At 72.3% G+C, this 15,373-nt stretch carries 15 protein-coding genes; 6 read left to right on the top strand and 9 right to left on the bottom strand.

All coding sequences use genetic code 11. The annotated features are described in order from the left end of the window. Positions 1-10: 10 nt before the first annotated feature. On the top strand, positions 11-1,231 hold the full coding sequence (locus tag WA640_RS26145; protein ID WP_335991795.1) for an NAD(P)/FAD-dependent oxidoreductase: 1,221 nt from the start codon (positions 11-13) through the stop codon (positions 1,229-1,231). Here WA640_RS26145 and WA640_RS26150 read toward each other — a convergent pair. From WA640_RS26150 to WA640_RS26180, 7 genes are all read right to left on the bottom strand, one after another. After that, entirely contained in the window at positions 1,220-2,740 is a 1,521-nt protein-coding gene (locus tag WA640_RS26150) for a PH domain-containing protein (protein ID WP_335991796.1), read from the bottom strand. The two genes, WA640_RS26145 and WA640_RS26150, sit on opposite strands and share 12 nt — an antisense overlap. After that, positions 2,737-3,234, bottom strand: a complete 498-nt coding sequence (locus WA640_RS26155; RefSeq protein WP_335991797.1) for a PH domain-containing protein — start codon at positions 3,232-3,234, stop codon at positions 2,737-2,739. The genes WA640_RS26150 and WA640_RS26155 overlap by 4 nt, the downstream gene beginning before the upstream one ends. A gap of 135 nt (positions 3,235-3,369) precedes the next feature. Further along, positions 3,370-4,362, bottom strand: coding sequence for an L-glyceraldehyde 3-phosphate reductase (gene mgrA / locus WA640_RS26160; protein WP_335991798.1), 993 nt, complete (start codon positions 4,360-4,362; stop codon positions 3,370-3,372). A 103-nt stretch (positions 4,363-4,465) separates the two neighbouring features. Beyond that, positions 4,466-5,152, bottom strand: coding sequence for a response regulator transcription factor (locus WA640_RS26165; protein ID WP_091048759.1), 687 nt, complete (start codon positions 5,150-5,152; stop codon positions 4,466-4,468). Between the two features lie 12 nt (positions 5,153-5,164). Then, entirely contained in the window at positions 5,165-6,406 is a 1,242-nt protein-coding gene (locus tag WA640_RS26170; protein WP_335991800.1) for a sensor histidine kinase, read from the bottom strand. A gap of 123 nt (positions 6,407-6,529) precedes the next feature. Next, positions 6,530-7,282, bottom strand: coding sequence for a phosphoglyceromutase (locus WA640_RS26175; protein WP_335991801.1), 753 nt, complete (start codon positions 7,280-7,282; stop codon positions 6,530-6,532). A 131-nt stretch (positions 7,283-7,413) separates the two neighbouring features. Further along, on the bottom strand, positions 7,414-7,986 hold the full coding sequence (locus WA640_RS26180) for a hypothetical protein (protein ID WP_335991803.1): 573 nt from the start codon (positions 7,984-7,986) through the stop codon (positions 7,414-7,416). A 106-nt stretch (positions 7,987-8,092) separates the two neighbouring features. Between WA640_RS26180 and WA640_RS26185 the strand changes: the two genes are divergently transcribed. Then, positions 8,093-8,590 (top strand): TetR/AcrR family transcriptional regulator, encoded by a 498-nt coding sequence (locus WA640_RS26185; RefSeq protein WP_335991804.1) that lies wholly within the window; start codon positions 8,093-8,095, stop codon positions 8,588-8,590. A 218-nt stretch (positions 8,591-8,808) separates the two neighbouring features. Beyond that, positions 8,809-9,189, top strand: a complete 381-nt coding sequence (locus WA640_RS26190; RefSeq protein WP_146148065.1) for a lactococcin 972 family bacteriocin — start codon at positions 8,809-8,811, stop codon at positions 9,187-9,189. A 47-nt stretch (positions 9,190-9,236) separates the two neighbouring features. Here WA640_RS26190 and WA640_RS26195 read toward each other — a convergent pair whose 3' ends face one another. Both WA640_RS26195 and mshA read right to left on the bottom strand, forming a co-directional pair. After that, on the bottom strand, positions 9,237-9,710 hold the full coding sequence (locus WA640_RS26195) for a YbjN domain-containing protein (RefSeq protein ID WP_442904835.1): 474 nt from the start codon (positions 9,708-9,710) through the stop codon (positions 9,237-9,239). Next, positions 9,710-10,945 carry a D-inositol-3-phosphate glycosyltransferase gene (gene mshA / locus WA640_RS26200; RefSeq protein WP_442904836.1) on the bottom strand — a complete coding sequence of 412 codons (1,236 nt, stop codon included), beginning with the start codon at positions 10,943-10,945 and terminating at the stop codon, positions 9,710-9,712. Before mshA ends, WA640_RS26195 begins: the two co-directional genes overlap by 1 nt. A gap of 357 nt (positions 10,946-11,302) precedes the next feature. Here mshA and WA640_RS26205 point away from each other — a divergent pair, with 357 nt between their 5' ends. The 3 genes from WA640_RS26205 to WA640_RS26215 all read left to right on the top strand — a co-directional run bounded on the left by WA640_RS26205 (position 11,303) and on the right by WA640_RS26215 (position 15,371). Continuing rightward, positions 11,303-11,974 carry a TetR/AcrR family transcriptional regulator gene (locus WA640_RS26205; protein WP_335991808.1) on the top strand — a complete coding sequence of 224 codons (672 nt, stop codon included), beginning with the start codon at positions 11,303-11,305 and terminating at the stop codon, positions 11,972-11,974. 107 nt (positions 11,975-12,081) lie between these two features. After that, positions 12,082-14,217, top strand: a complete 2,136-nt coding sequence (gene tmk, locus WA640_RS26210) for a dTMP kinase (protein WP_335991809.1) — start codon at positions 12,082-12,084, stop codon at positions 14,215-14,217. Further along, positions 14,214-15,371 (top strand): DNA polymerase III subunit delta', encoded by a 1,158-nt coding sequence (locus tag WA640_RS26215; protein ID WP_335991810.1) that lies wholly within the window; start codon positions 14,214-14,216, stop codon positions 15,369-15,371. The genes tmk and WA640_RS26215 overlap by 4 nt, the downstream gene beginning before the upstream one ends. The last annotated feature ends 2 nt before the right edge of the window (positions 15,372-15,373 follow it).

The following is a 15,373-nucleotide window of genomic DNA, read 5'->3' on the forward strand; positions in this document are numbered from 1 at the left end:
GGAGCCGCAAATGAGTGCACCGTACGTCATCGTCGGAGGCGGCCTCGCCGCCTCCAAGGCCGCGCAGACCCTCCGCGACGAGGGATACGAAGGCGACCTCGTGGTCGTCACCGGGGAGCCGCACCGCCCGTACGAGCGGCCGCCGCTGTCCAAGGACTACCTGCGCGGGGACGCCGGGCGCGGGGCCCTGTTCACCGTCGACGAGGAGTGGTACCGCCAGAACGCGGACCTGCGCGTCGGCACGCCCGCGACCGGGCTCGACACCGCCGCGCACCGGGTCGCGCTGGCCGACGGGAGCGGCCTCGACTACGCGAAGCTGATCCTCGCCACCGGGTCGAGCCCCCGGGCCCTGCCCGTGCCGGGCGCGGACCTGCGTGGCGTGCACCTGCTGCGCACCGTCGAGGACGCCGACCTCCTTGCGGCCGAACTGAAAGGCGGCGATGGACGCGTTGTCATCGTCGGCGACGGCTGGATCGGCATGGAGGTCGCCGCGTCGGCCCGGCAGCTCGGCCGCGACGTGACCCTGTTCGGCATGGGCGCGCAGCCCCTCGAACGCGTCCTCGGCCCCGAGATGGGCCTGGTGTTCGCGCAGCTGCACCTCGACAAGGGCGTGGACCTGCACCGCCGCACCGAGATCGCGAAGATCGTCGGCGAGGACGGCCGCGCCGTTGGCGTCGAGACCACCGACGGGGAGCGCGTCGACGCGGACCTGGTGCTCGTCGCGGTCGGCGTCGTCCCCAACGCCGGGCTCGCCGCGGCCGCGGGCCTCGAACAGCGCGAGCGCGCGCTCGGCGGCGGCCTCGCCGTCGACGGGACCCTGCGCACCAGCGCCGAGGACGTGTGGGCCGCGGGCGACGTCGCGAGCGCCCCCTACCCGCACTACGGCCGCCCGATCCGCGTGGAGCACTGGCAGACCGCGATCGACACCGGCGAGCACGCCGCGAAGGCCGTGCTTGGCTCCGACGCGGCCTTCGACAAGCTGCCGTACTTCTTCACCGACCAGTACGACCTGGGCATGGAGTACCTCGGGTTCGTCGCCGGACCCGACGCCTACGATTCCGTGGTCGTCTCCGGCTCGGTCGAGTCGCTCGAATTCGTGGCGTTCTGGACCAGCTCCGGGCGCGTCCTCGCCGGGATGGCCGTGAACACATGGGACCGGATCGGCGAGATCGAGGCGCTCATCCGGGCCGAGGAGCCGCCCGGCGAGGACGCGCTCCGGTCATTCCGGTGACCTGACTACGAAGGGCCGCAGCAGGTCCGGCACGGCCTCGGCGGCGAAGTCGAGGATCTCGTGCTCGTCGGCGTCGATCACCGCGTAGTGGCCCTTCCCGGCCGCGGTGGTCGCGTCGAGCGTCATCAGTCCCATGCGCCGCTGGAACACCGACTGCGTGAGCCGCCAGCCGATGATCCCCGACCGGTCCAAGTGGACGGCGGCCCGCCGGGTGCTCCCGCGCCGCGACACGAGGTGCCGCGCGGTGAGCGCATGGCCAAGGGACGCATAGGAGTCGAACGCGGTCCACACCGCGAACACCGAGGCCAGCACCGCCGCTAGGACGATCGCGGCGCTCAGCAGCGCCGGAAGGTCCCACAGCAGGTGCGGCACGGTGGCCGCGGCGGCGAGCACGACGACGGCGACGGCGGCCCAGCGCAGCCGCCGCGCCCGCGCGGTCCGCGGGTGCGGCGTCAGTGCGCAGTCGACGGGACCGACGACGGCTTCGGCCGCGTCGACGACGGCGGGCAGCGGCGCGGCCGGGACGAGCGTCGACAGGTCGGAGCCCTCCTGGTCGGTCTTGAGGCCGATGGCGACGACGTCGAGGCGCCCGGCGCCCGCGGAGCGCACGCCGAGCGGCTCGACGATCTCGACGCCGCGGATGCGCTCCTCCTCCAGGCTGAGCGAGCGCGACACGAAGAGGCCGCGGCGCACCCGCAGCGTCCCGCCCGGCTCGCGGTCGAGCCGGTGCCCCCACCATGCTTCGCCTTGCAGCGCAAGGCTGGCGATCGCGCCGAGCACCAGCAGCCCGACGAGGCCGAGTCCGAGCACGGCCCACGGCCCGTACTCGCCGACGAGGTCGCCGACGACCTGCACGGGCAGGCCGCCGCGCCCGAACCAGTCGGCGACCTGGAAGACCGCGCCGACGGCGGCGCCCGCGAGCATCGGCGTCAGGAACGACAGGGGCGCGTACTTGAGCCATCCGGGCCGCCAGGTGGCGAGCCGCTGCTCGCCGTCCTCGCCGGCTTCGACCGCGCTGCGGCGCAGCAGTTCCGCGCGGAGCCGGTCGGCCTCGGCGCGGGCGACCGAGTCGAGGGTGAGGGTCTGCTCGCTCGTCGATCCGGAGCCGCTGCCGGTCTCGCCGGTGCCCACTTTCACCTTCGCGAGGCCGAAGACGCGTTCGAGCGGGTTCGCGGTGAGGTCCACGGAGCGGATGCGCTCGCGCATGAGCGAGCGCCGGGTCTTGAACAGGACGCCGGTGTGCATCTCCACGCGCGCGTCGGTGACGCGGTACCTGGTGACGCGCAGGCGGATCATTTCGTAGCCGACGACGAGGCCGATGACGACCGCGGCGCCGGGCACGACGAACGCGAGCGCGATGAGCAGCCCCGGGCCGGAGCCGATGCCGATGGCGACGGGCACGCCCGCGCCGACGGCGACGCCGAGCATGTACAGGGCGGTGACCTTCAGGCCGTCGCGGTGGAGGCGGCGCCAGGGCTCGGCGCCTTCGGCGTGCTCGATGCCGTTCACGTCGCGTCCCCGGGGGTCGCGTCGGTGAGCTCGGTGAGGCGCTCGGCGAGCGCCGACGCCTGGTCCTGGTCGAGCCCTTCGAGTTTCACCGCGCCCGCCGACGACGCGGTCGTGACGACCACCGTGGAGAGGCCGAAGGACCGCTGGAGCGGGCCCTGGGTGGTGTCGACGGTCTGGATGCGCGACATGGGGGCGACGCGCCAGGCCCGCCAGAAGTACCCGGTGAGCGTGTACACGGCGGTGTCGGTGACCTCCCAGCGGTGGACGCGGTGCCACCACACGGGCATCGCGAGGGACGCGGCGACGCCGAAGACGAGGATCGCGGCGGCGGGGAGGAGGAGCCAGGCGCGGGCCGGGGCGATGAGGAGGCCGAGGACGGCGAGCGGCACGACGGGCACGGCCGTGGCGATGAGGCACTGCACGCGCCACCAGGGCAGGACGCGCGGATCGAACTGGTGCTGGGGCGGGCGGAGGGCGGTCCGTGGAGCGGTCATGCCCGAATAGTAGGAAATGACCGCGCCCGCGGCTTCCGACTTGCGGTGGATTTCCGGGCGCGTCGCGTCATACCGAGGTATCGGTCGCGGGACCGCCGCACGCGCGACGGTCCCGCTGACGCCTTGCGGGCCTTGCTATCCGATGGACGCGGCGTCGATCGCGGCGAGCTCGTCGGCGGTGAACGCGAGGTTCGCGGTCGCGGCGACGTTGTCCTCCAGCTGCTTCACGGAGCTCGCGCCGATGATGACGCTGGTCATGCGGTCGTCGCGCAGGGCCCAGGCGAGCGCGGTCTGCGCGAGCGACTGGCCGCGGGCCGCGGCGATCTCGTTGAGGGCCTTCACCTTCGCCATGGTGGCGTCGTCGAGGCGGTCCTCGTTGAGGAAGTGGCTGGTGGCGACGCGGGAGTCGGACGGGATGCCCTTGAGGTACCGGTCGGTGAGCACGCCCTGCTCCAGCGGGCTGAAGACGATGCAGCCCGCGCCGACCTCTTCGAGGGCGTCCAGCAGGTTGTCGTCCTCGATGCGGCGGTCGAACATCGAGTAGCGCGGCTGGTCGATGAGCAGCGGCGTGCCGAGGTCGCGGAGGATCGCGGCGGCGGCCTTGACCTGCTCCGACGTGTAGTTTGAGACGCCCACGTAGAGGGCCTTGCCGGAGCGCACGATGGCGTCGAGCGCCCCCATGGTCTCTTCGAGGGGCGTGTCGGGGTCGGGCCGGTGGTGGTAGAACACGTCGACGTAGTCGAGGCCGAGCCGCTTGAGCGACTGGTCGGCGGACGCGATGAGGTTCTTGCGCGAGCCCCATTCGCCGTACGGGCCGGGCCACATGTAGTACCCGGCCTTGGAGGAGACGACGATCTCGTCCCGGTACGCCTTCAGGTCGTCGGCGAGGAGGCGTCCGAAGTTCTCCTCGGCGCTGCCCCCGGGCGGCCCGTAGTTGTTCGCGAGGTCGAAGTGGGTCACGCCGAGGTCGAAGGCGCGCCGCACGATCGCCCGCTGCGTCTCCAGCGGCCGGGTGTGGCCGAAGTTGTGCCACAGGCCGAGTGAGATCGCGGGGAGCTTGAGGCCGCTGCGTCCGGAGCGGCGGTAGGGCATGGACTCGTAGCGGTCGTCCGCGGGAAGGTAGGTCACGAAGGCAGCCTATCCGATGCGGCAAGCGTTATCCCTATATCCTATATCGTATAGGATATGCGATTTCCGGAGGTGAACGGCGGGCGAAGGCTCTGAGGGGCCCTTACGCGTGCGGGTCGAACTTGTAGCCGAGGCCGCGCACGGTGACGAGGTGGCGCGGCTTGCCCGGCTCGGGCTCGATCTTGGAGCGCAGGCGCTTGACGTGCACGTCGAGGGTCTTGGTGTCGCCCACGTAGTTCGCGCCCCAGACCCGGTCGATGAGCTGGCCGCGGGTGAGCACGCGCCCGGCGTTGCGCAGCAGCATCTCCAGCAGCTCGAACTCCTTGAGCGGGAGCTGCACGTCGCCGCCGCCGACGGTGACCGTGTGCCGGTCGACGTCCATGCGCACCGGCCCGGCCTCCAGGACCGTGACGATCGGGTCGTCGGGCTCGGCGGAGCGGCGCAGCACGGCCCGGATGCGGGCGACCAGCTCGCGCGAGGAGTACGGCTTGGTGATGTAGTCGTCGGCGCCCAGCTCCAGGCCCACCACCTTGTCGACCTCGGAGTCGCGGGCGGTGACCATGATGATCGGGACGTTCGAGTTCGCCCGCAGCTCCCGGCAGACCTCCGTGCCGGACTTCTCCGGCAGCATCAGGTCGAGCAGGACCACGTCGGCGCCGGCGCGCTCGTACTCCTTGATGGCGGCGTCGCCGTCCGCGGCGACGGCCACCTCGAAGCCCTCCTTGCGGAGCATGTAGGAGAGGGCATCGGAGAACGATTCCTCGTCTTCAACTACGAGCACGCGGGTCACGAGTGAACCTTCCTAACGGGCGGCTTGCTGGCTTGTTCCGATTTCAGCCGAGTCCGGTGCCGTGGCGTCGGACGGAAGGGAACGAGCAGGCAACATCAAGGTAAACACTGATCCGGCATCGGGCATACTGGACACTTCCACCCTACCCCCGTGATTGACCGCCACATGCTTGACGATCGCCAGGCCGAGGCCGGTGCCGCCGGTCTGGCGCGACCGCGCCGCGTCCACCCGGTAGAACCGCTCGAAGATCCGGTCCAGCTCCTCCGCGGGGATGCCGATCCCCTGGTCGCGCACTGCGATGCACACCATCTTGACACCGGCCAGATGCCCGGTGGGGGACGCCACCGACGTCTCCACCTCAACGGTGGTGTTCTCAGGTGAATAGGAGATGGCGTTGCCCACGAGGTTCTTCACGGCAGTGACGAGCTGCGCCTCGTTCCCGAGCACCTCGGTGTCCTCGACGCCGGTGAGCCGGAGCTCGATGCCCTTCTCCTCGGCCGCTATCCGCGTCTGGTCGAACGCCTCCATGACGATCCGGTCGACCTCGACCGGCTCGGGGTCCGGCAGCTTCTCCGCGCCCTGGAGCCGCGACAACTCCAGCAGGTCCGTGACCAGGTGGTTCATCCGCTTCGACTCGGAGCGGATGCGGTCGGCGAAACGCGCGGCCGCGTCGGGGTCCTCCGCGGCGTCCTTGAGCGCCTCGGAGAGGATCTGCATCGCGCCCACCGGGGTCTTCAGCTCGTGGCTGATGTTCGCCACGAAGTCGCGCCGGACCCGCTCCACGCGGTGCAGCTCGGAGATGTCCTGGAACTCGGCCACCGACACGCCGTCGGGCAGCGGCGTGATGCGCACGCTCACCGCGCTCGGCTCGCCCATGACCTGCTTGGGGACCTCGATCTCCGCGTCCCGGTAGCGGCCCGAGCGCCGCGCCTGCGCGAGCAGCGCCCGCAGCGTCAGCGACACGATCTCGTGGTCGTCCACCAGCCCCAGGTCCCGGGCGGCGCGGTTGGTGTACAGGACGCGGTTGTGGTCGTCGACGAGGCACACGCCGGTCCGCAGCAGGCCGACGGCGGCCTCCCACGGGCGGGTGTCGGGGACGGGTACGGTGCGCGGCTCGGGGTGGGGCGCCCCCCGGTGCCTGATCCGCATGAGGGCGGTCGCGGCGGCGCCGAAAGCGGCACCGGCGGCGAGACCGGTCAGGACGCGCCCGACGCCTCTCCCGAGGCTCTTGGGCTGCGGTTCGTTGTGGGCCACGACCCCAGATTAAGCAGGAAACGGCCCGGCGTCGAGCACCGGGCCGCTTCGGCGACGCTTGCGAGCCGAAAAAGTGGGCTCAGTCAATGTCACGCGCTGTTCACCCAGCGCGGCCGGTTCCCTTTACTTCTTGCCCTGCGCGGCCACCGCGGCGGCGGCCTCGGCGGCGGCCTCGGGGTCGAGGTACTCGCCCCCGGCCACGACCGGCTTCAGGGTCTCCTCGTCGAGCTCGTACTTGAGCGGCATGCCCGTGGGGATGTTCAGGCCCACGATCGCCTCGTCGGAGACGCCGTCGAGGTGCTTCACCAGCGCGCGCAGCGAGTTGCCGTGCGCCGCGACGAGAACGGTCTTATTAGCGCGCAGGTCGGGGACGATCCCGTCGTACCAGTAGGGGAGCATCCGCTCCAGGACGTCCTTGAGGCACTCGGTGCCTGGGCGCACCTCGGGGGCCAGGTCGGCGTAGCGGGCGTCGCCGTCCTGCGAGTACTCGGAGCCCGCCTCGATCACCGGCGGCGGCACGTCGTAGGAGCGGCGCCACGTCATGAACTGCTCCTCGCCGAACTCGGCGAGCGTCTCGGCCTTGTTCTTGCCCTGGAGCGCGCCGTAGTGGCGCTCGTTCAGCCGCCACGAGCGCTTCACGGGGATCCACGAGCGCCCGGCCTCGGCCAGCGCCAGCTCGGAGGTGTTGATGGCGCGGCGCAGCAGCGAGGTGTGCACCACGTCGGGCAGCAGGTCGGCCTCGGCGAGCAGCCGCCCGCCCCGCCGCGCCTCGTCCTCGCCCGACGCCGACAGCTTGACGTCGACCCAGCCGGTGAACAGGTTCTTGGCGTTCCATTCGCTTTCGCCGTGGCGAAGCAGCACGAGCGTGTAAGTCATGCCCCTATCCTGCCGCGTCCCGCCCGCCCCGCCATCCCGCTTGCCGCAAAGGTGTGGCGGCCGTCGCCTCCTCACAGCAGGCGACGGCCGCCGGTGCGGACCGCCCGCGCCGCGGGCGGTCCCGTCGCGGGTCAGCGGCGGGCGGCCGGGCCGCGCCAGAGGGACGCTGCGAGCCAGGCCAGCGCGGCCGCGAGGACGAGCAGCGACATCTGGAGCGCGGCTTCGGGGACGAAGGCGCGCAGGCCGATCGGGACCGCGGCGAGGGCGTACAGCGCCAAGGGGATGCGGGGCGCGCCGCCGCGCCACAGGCCCGCGGCGTAGACGGCGGTGGCGAGGATGAACAGGAGCGACGCGGCGGTGAGGGCGGTGCCGAGCGGGCCGCCACGCAGGTGGTCGACCTGGGCGGGTTCGAGGTAGGCGAAGACGAGGTTGATGCAGACCTCGGCGGCGGTGAGGCCCGCGACGGCCGCGAGGTTCGCGACGAGGCCCGCGGTGAGGAGCGGGCCGCGGCGGCGGGACGCCGCATAGAGGCCCAGGATCAGGCCGATCGCGAAGAGCTGCGCGAGCGGGGCGAGGAGCTGGGTCGCGGCCGAAGCCGGGAGGAGTTCGGCGCGCTTGGCGGTGTTGACGAGGACGATGGCGGCGCTGAGCCACCCGGCCACCGCCGCGAGTCGGAGCTGTACGGGCGCAAGGGATTCGGTCATCTCGACCTCCAGAGGGATGGAATAACGACTGTTATCGTGATAACGATTGTTATTGATCCGGCGGAAGCCGTCAAGCGCCGGGCCGAATCGTGATCAGGAGGACGCCGTGCCGTCACCGACCGTCGCCGAGCAGCTCGTGGCCGGCGGCCGCGACCTCATCGCCAGCGAAGGCACCGGCGACCTGTCCGTGCGCCGCCTCACCGAGGCCTCCGGCCGCTCCACCATGTGCGTCTACAGCCACTTCGGCAACCGCAAGCGGCTCCTCGCCGAGGTCTACCGCTCCTGCGCCGCCGACCTCACCGGCGCGCTCGCCGCCGCCGGACCCGGCTTCGCCCGCGCCTACGCCGCCTACGCCGAGACCGCGTCCCGCCACTTCCTCTTCCTCTTCGCCGCCGACCTCGACGGCCTCGGCGTCGACCCCGGCCTGCGCCTCGACCTCGCCGACGCCGTCACCGACCTGGCCGCCGCGAGCCTGGAGGGCGCGGCCCGCGATGCGGCGCTGGCGTTCTGGCTCCCGCTCCACGCCGCGGTCTGGCTCGACACCGTGCAGCGCCTCGCGGGCGAGCCCGGTCGGTTCCCGACCGCGGCCCTCATCGCCCCCTGAAGTCCCGCCTCAGCCCTCCTCGTTGCGTGGCGCGCTCCAGTCGCTGCGCTTGTCGCGTTCACGACACTCGGGCCCGGTCATGAGCCGAATTCGGCGAACTCCCGGTGACCCCTTGCGCCCTCCGGTAGCTTCGATCGGGCGCGACCTGCCGAAGGAATCTTCTTTCAGCAAGCGGCGCAAGGGAACAGAGCAAGACGAACACCTAGGGGGACCCTGCGATGAAGCGGGTGGGACAGGCGGCCGCTGCGGCCGCCGCGGCGGCGTTCATGCTGTTCGGCGGCGCGGGCGCCGCGCAGGCCGGGCCGATCGCCGCGCCGGATTCCGGGCCGGCCGCGCCGGCCTGGCTGACCGCGGTCGAGGAGGAGGGCTGCCAGGACGTCGACGGCGGCACCTGGTGCTACGGCAGCGGGTTCGACGGCTCGACGGGCCTGAAGGGCTGCTACTCCAACTACAAGCATCCGGACAACGTCCATACGGCGACGGCGATCATCGGCAACTCGGTCAACACCGTCACCGCGGGCCCCGGCGACTGGGCCCAGGCCTACGCGACCGCCGGGTGGGGGTTCACCTGCCACGCGAAGTACAACCCGAACCCCTGACCCGGGTCCGGTCCGAGGCGCGCTCCCGTGCGGGGGCGCGCCTCTCTTCACTCCTCGGGGCGCAGGTGCTCGAAGGCTTCGAGGTTCTTGGTGGACTCGCCGCGGGAGAGGCGCCAGCGCCACTCCTCCTCGATGGAGGACTTGAAGCCGAGTTCGAGGATCGTGTTGAACGTGTCGTCGGCGGCTTCGAGGACCTGCCCGAGGACCCGGTCGAGCTCGTCGGCGGTGAGCGCGGTGAAGGGGAGGCGGCCGACGAGGTGGATGTCGTCGTTGGCGTCGGTCGCGAACGCGACGGCGTAGAGCTTCCCGTTGCGGCGCAGCAGCTCCGCCCACACCGCTTCGCGGTTCTCCTCGGGTCGGCGGGCCACGAAGGCCTCGACGCGGAGGGCGTGGTCTTCGAGGATCAGGCCGCATTCGGTGGCGAGCTTGCGCCGTCCGGGGAGCGTGACGACCGCCGAGCGCGGCGTGTCCAGGCGGTAGTCGGCGCCGGTCCCGTCGAGGGCGGCCTTGAGTCGCTCGATCACCGGTTCAGCGTAATCGCCTGGGAGCGGCGCAGGACGGTGCGCCGGTAGGCGGCGCCGAGGCCCTCGGCGGTGGCCTGCCAGGAGAAGAGCGCGGCGTGGGCGCGGGTCCCGGCGGCGAGGCGCTCGCGCAGGGCGCCGTCGCCCATGAGGCGCCCGAGGGCCCCGGCCCAGTCGTCGGAGCGGTGGGAGTCGACGAGCATCCCCGAGACGCCGTCGGCGACGGCCGTGGGCAGGCCGCCGACTTTCGCGGCGAGCACGGGCGTGCCGGTGGCCTGCGCTTCGAGGGCCACGAGCCCGAACGACTCGTTGTAGCTGGGGACGGCGACGGCGTCGGCGGCCCGGTAGACCTGCGCGAGCGCCTCGCCCGAGCGCGGGGTGCGCCACTGGACGCGGTCGCCGAGGCCGAGCTCCCCGGCGAGCTTCGGCAGCCAGTACAGGTCGGTGTTCGAGGGCCCGCCGACGAACACGGGCACGATCCGCTCGGCCAGCTCCGGGTCGGTCTCTCTCAGGCGCGCAAGCCCTCGCAACAAGACGTCAGGCGCTTTGGCTGGCTGGATGCGGCCGACGAACGCGACGACGAGCGCGTCCTGGGGGAGACCGAGCGCGGCGCGCGCGGCGTACCGGTCGCCGGGGCGGAAGACCCCCAGGTCGACGCCGGGGTGGACGACCTCGACGCGGCGGGCGTCGGCGGCGTAGTACCGCTGGAGCTCGTCGGCCTCGGCCGCGGTGTTCGCGATGAGCAGGTCGGCCTCGGTGGTGATCTGCTCCTCGCCGCAGACGCGGCCGATCGGCTCGGGCTTGTCGCCCTCCGCGAGCTGCGCGTTCTTCACCTTCGCGAGGGTGTGGAAGGTCTGCACGAGCGGGACGTTCCACCGCTCTGAGGCGACCCACGCGGCCTGGCCGCTGAGCCAGTAGTGGGCGTGGATGAGGTCGTAGTGGCCGGGCCGGTTGTGGGCCTCGGCGCGCAGGAGGCCGCCGGTGAACGCGCACAGCTGCGTCGGGAGGTCGTTCTTGGACAGGCCCTCGAAGGGCCCGGCGGGGAGGTGGTGGACGAGGACGCCGGGGGCGGCCTCGACCGTGGGGGGCTCCTCGGAGGAGGTGGCGCGGGTGAAGATCTCGACCTCGACGCCCGAACGGGCGAGTTCGCGGGCGGTGTTGAGGACGTACACGTTCATGCCCCCGGCGTCGCCGGTCCCGGGCTGCGCGAGCGGGGAGGTGTGGACCGAGACCATCGCCACGCGGTGGACCGCCTGCTTGCGGCATCGGGCCCGGAACGCCGGTGTGCGCCGTTGACTCACGTGTTCTTCCTCTCCCGCGGTTGCCATCCCCTAGAGCAACGCGCAAAACCCTCGCCATCCTTCCGTCTCGGCGTGCCCGGGCACAACCGCCGCACGCGCGGGAGTGACCAACTCCGCATTCCCGCAAGTCGATGGACGACATGGAGCTTTCGATCCGTTTCGTGTCCGATTGGTGACACTCGGTCGGGGGAAGCCGGAATTTCTCTCGCGACACGACCGGGAATGAGCCTCAAATCCGGGCAAGTCGTCCATGATGGGGTGACTTGTCATCACGAGGGGGGAGACAACACCATGAGCACTGCCACCGTGCCGGCCGCGAGGCAGCCCACGATGTCACCGGTGTCCAAGTTCGGCCAGACGCACTCGCTTCGCCGCCTGCCCGTCCAGGAGCGCTCGGCCGCCCGCGTCCGCCGGATGCTCGACGCCGCCGCCGACCTGATCGAGGAGGTCGGCTACGACCGGCTCTCGACCACCGCCATCGCGCAGCGCGCCGACGTCGCGATCGGCTCGGTCTACCAGTTCTTCGGGGACAAGCGCTCGCTCGCCGAGGCGCTCTCGCAGCGGTACATCGACCTGTACTTCGAGCGCCTGACCGCCCGTTTCGACGCCGAGCCCCCCGCCGACTGGCGGGCCGGGGTCGAGGCCGCGATCGCCGAGTACGTGCACATGTACCGCACGGCGCCGGGCTTCCGCGTCCTCCACCTGGCCGACGCGATCGACCCGGGCCGGGCCGACGCGGTCACCACCGGCGGCGACGTGATCGCCGACCAGATCCTCGCGGGGCTCGCGCAGCGCTTCGGCATCGGCGGGGACGACGAGCTGGGCAAGACCGTGACGGTGGCCGTCGAGACCGGGCAGGCCCTGGTCCGCCTGGCGTTCCGCCGCGACCCCGAGGGCTGCGCGGCGTCGATCGCCGAGGCCAACGGCGTCGTCTGCGACTACCTCGCCCGCCGCCTTCCGTAACAGGACGTCCCAGGCCACTCTGAAGACCGCGCCGGGACGTGAGGCCGCATCGGGCCGACTAGTCTCGTAGTCGACCCGGTGCGGTCTTCTGACTTTCGAGGAGCAGCATGGCGAACACCTTTGCCGACATCCAGACGGTGCTGCGGATCAAGCCCTTCCGGCGGCTGTGGACCGTGCTCGGCCTGGCCTCCTTCGGCGACTGGCTCGCGATCTTCGCCACCGCGGGGTTCGCGCAGTCCCTGTTCGACGACCCCGCGGCCAAGGGCGCCGCGTTCTCCGCGACGATCGTGCTGCGGCTCCTGCCGTCCCTGGTGCTCGGGCCCGTCGCGGGCGTGTTCGCCGACCGGTTCGACCGGCGCAAGACCATGGCCGCGTGCGACACCGCCCGGTTCCTGCTCATCGCCTCCGTCCCCACGGTCTACCTCATCACGAACAACACGGCGTTCACCGTCGTGTGGCTCGCCGTCGCCCAGCTGTGCATCGAGGGCGCGGTCCTCATCTGGTCGCCCGCGAAGGAGGCCGCGGTCCCGAACCTCCTCCCGCAGGAGAAGTACGAGGCCGCGAACCAGCTCAGCCTCGCCACCACGTACGGCATCGCCCCGCCGCTGGCGTTCGCGGTCCTCGCCGTCCTCGAACGCGGCTCGAACGTGTGGTCCAACCTCGGCTCCTGGGCCGAGCCGATGGTCATCGCCCTGTACCTGACGGCGGCCATGTTCGCGATCCTCGCCGCCACCGTCTACTTCTTCATCCCGCAGATCTCCGGCCGCTACGGCCAGATCGCCGCGAAGACCACGAGCGTGTGGCACGACCTCGTCGAGGGCTGGGCCTACCTGCGCACGAACGAGCGCGTGCGCGGCCTCATCCTCGGGATGCTCGGCGCGTTCAGCGGCGCGGGCATCCTCATCGGCGTCGGCACCGTGTACGCGGCGACGCTCGGTGCCGGGGACGCCGCGTTCTACACCCTCGCCGTGTTCCTCTTCCTCGGCCTCGGCGCCGGGATCGCCTTCGGCCCCAAGCTCATCGGGGAGCTCTCGCGCCTGCGCTGGTTCGGCATGAGCATCGTCCTCGCAGGTGCCGGGCTCGCCATCGACGCGGTCGCCCCGCACATGGTCTTCTCCGTCATCGGCTCCGTCATCATCGGCCTCGGCGCCGGGATGGCGTTCCTCGCGGGGATCACGCTCCTCCAGCGGTCCACCGAGGACGAGATCCGCGGCCGCATGTTCGCGTTCATCGCCGTCTCCGCGCGCGTCATCCTCATGCTCTCCATGACGATCTCCGCGCCGCTCGCGGGCTGGCAGGCCGCCCGCCAGCTGGACCTCGGGTTCACCGAGGTCCAGGTGTCGATGAGCCGCATCCTCCTGTTCGTCGCCGCCGGGCTCGTCGTCTGGCTCGGCGTGACCGCGTTCAGGTCCATGGACGACAAGCCGGGCGTCCCGGTCTTCGCCGACCTGTGGTCCTCGCTGCGCGGACGCCCGCTCTCGGCGGCCGTCCCGCTCGCCAGCGACGGCTTCTTCGTGGTCTTCGAGGGCGGCGAGGGCGCCGGGAAGTCCACGCAGTCCGTGAAGCTCGCCGCGTGGCTGAAGCTCCGCGGCTACGAGGCCGTGCTCACCCGCGAGCCGGGCGCCACCGACATCGGCATGCGCATCCGCTCCCTCGTCCTGGACTCCGGCGGCGACTCCGCGCCGTCGCCGCGCGCCGAGGCGCTCCTGTTCGCCGCCGACCGCGCCCAGCACGTCGAGAAGGTCATCCGCCCGGCCCTCGAACGCGGCGCCGTCGTCGTCTCCGACCGCTACATCGACTCCTCGATCGCCTACCAGGGCTCGGGCCGCGACCTCGGCAAGGACGAGGTCGCGTGGGTCTCCCAGTGGGCCACGGGCGGCCTCAAGCCCGACCTGACGGTCCTCCTCGACGTCGACCCCGCGCAGGGCCTGCACCGCGCCAAGGCCGGCGGCGAGGGCGACCGCCTGGAGCAGGAGCGCATCGAGTACCACGAGCGGGTCCGCGAGACGTTCCTCGGCCTCGCCGCCGCCGAACCCAAGCGCTACCTGGTGATCCCCGCGGGCGGCACGCCCGACGAGATCGCCGCCGCGGTCCGCGAGGCCGTCGCCGAGCGCCTCGACATCCGCACCCAGACCGCCCGCACCGACGCGGGCTGGCCCGGCCTCGACTCCGACAAGGCGCCCGAGCGCGGCCCCGACGAGTACGGCTGGGGCAACGTCGCCGAGGAGGCCGGTCGCGCGTGACCGCCTCCGGGGTGTTCGACGAGCTCGTGGGCCAGGACGAGGCCCGCCGGGTCCTCGCCGCGGCCGCCCGCGGCACCGGCATGACCCACGCGTGGCTGTTCACCGGCCCGCCCGGGTCCGGCCGCTCCACCGCGGCGGTCGCGTTCGCCGCGGCCCTCCAATGCCCCGACGGCGGCTGCGGTGAATGCCACTCCTGCCGCACGGTCCTCGGCGGCACGCACCCGGACGTCACGCGCGTCATCCCCGAGGGCCTGTCCCTCGGCGTCGACCAGGTGCGCGGCCTCATCCTGGACGCCTCCCGCGCCCCCACCTCCGGGCCCTGGCAGGTCCTCATCGTCGAGGATGCCGACCGCCTCACCGAGGCCGCCGCGAACGCCCTGCTCAAAGCCGTCGAGGAGCCGCCGGAACGCACGGTGTTCCTGCTGTGCGCGCCGTCGACGAACCCGGCCGAGATCTCCGTGACGATCCGCTCCCGCTGCCGCGTCATGGGCCTGCGCCAGCCCCCGCCCGGCGCGATCGCCGACCTCCTCGTCGCCCGCGACGGCCTCGACCGGCGCGAGGCCGAGCTGTTCGCCGCCGCCGCCCAGGGCCACGTCGGGCGGGCCCGGCGCCTCGCCACCGACGCGGAGGCCCGCGCGAAGCGCCACGACGTCCTCCAGATCCCGCGCCGCCTCACCGGCCTCGGCGCGTGCTTCACCGCCGCCGTCGAGCTCATCGAGGCCGCCGAAGCGGAGGCCTCCGGCACGTACACCGAGCGCTCCGCGGCCGAGCGCGAGGCGCTGGAGACCGCCCTCGGCAAGGGCGGCACCGGCAAGGGCGCGTCCAGGGCCGCCCGCGGCGCCTCCGCGGCGCTCAAGGAGCTGGAGAAGAAGCAGAAGACCCGCGACACCCGCGCCCAGCGCGACTCGCTCGACCGGGCCCTCGTCGACCTCGCCGCGTTCTACCGCGACGCCCTCGCCGCCGGCTTCGGCGCCCGCGTCGACCCCGTCCACCCGGACATGGCCGACACCACCCGCGCGGCCGCCGCGCGTCTCAGCGCCGAGTCCCTGCTGCGCCGCATCGACGCGATCCTCGCCTGCCGCAAGGCCATCGAAGCGAACGTCCGCCCCCGCATCGCGGTGGAGGCGATGATGCTCGCCCTCTGGCGGGCCTAGCG

It is taken from the genome of Glycomyces sp. MUSA5-2 (assembly GCF_037034145.1).
GTDB classification, from domain to species: domain Bacteria; phylum Actinomycetota; class Actinomycetes; order Mycobacteriales; family Micromonosporaceae; genus Glycomyces; species Glycomyces artemisiae.

What these genes read in the sequence shown, in the direction of transcription:
- WA640_RS26145 (WP_335991795.1), top strand. Translation starts at nt 11, where the DNA reads ATGAGTGCACCGTACGTCATCGTCGGAGGCGGCCTCGCCGCCTCCAAG.
- WA640_RS26155 (WP_335991797.1), bottom strand. Translation starts at nt 3,234, where the DNA reads ATGACCGCTCCACGGACCGCCCTCCGCCCGCCCCAGCACCAGTTCGAT.
- WA640_RS26175 (WP_335991801.1), bottom strand. Translation starts at nt 7,282, where the DNA reads ATGACTTACACGCTCGTGCTGCTTCGCCACGGCGAAAGCGAATGGAAC.
- WA640_RS26180 (WP_335991803.1), bottom strand. Translation starts at nt 7,986, where the DNA reads ATGACCGAATCCCTTGCGCCCGTACAGCTCCGACTCGCGGCGGTGGCC.
- WA640_RS26190 (WP_146148065.1), top strand. Translation starts at nt 8,809, where the DNA reads ATGAAGCGGGTGGGACAGGCGGCCGCTGCGGCCGCCGCGGCGGCGTTC.
- mshA (WP_442904836.1), bottom strand. Translation starts at nt 10,945, where the DNA reads ATGGTCTCGGTCCACACCTCCCCGCTCGCGCAGCCCGGGACCGGCGAC.
- WA640_RS26205 (WP_335991808.1), top strand. Translation starts at nt 11,303, where the DNA reads ATGAGCACTGCCACCGTGCCGGCCGCGAGGCAGCCCACGATGTCACCG.
- tmk (WP_335991809.1), top strand. Translation starts at nt 12,082, where the DNA reads ATGGCGAACACCTTTGCCGACATCCAGACGGTGCTGCGGATCAAGCCC.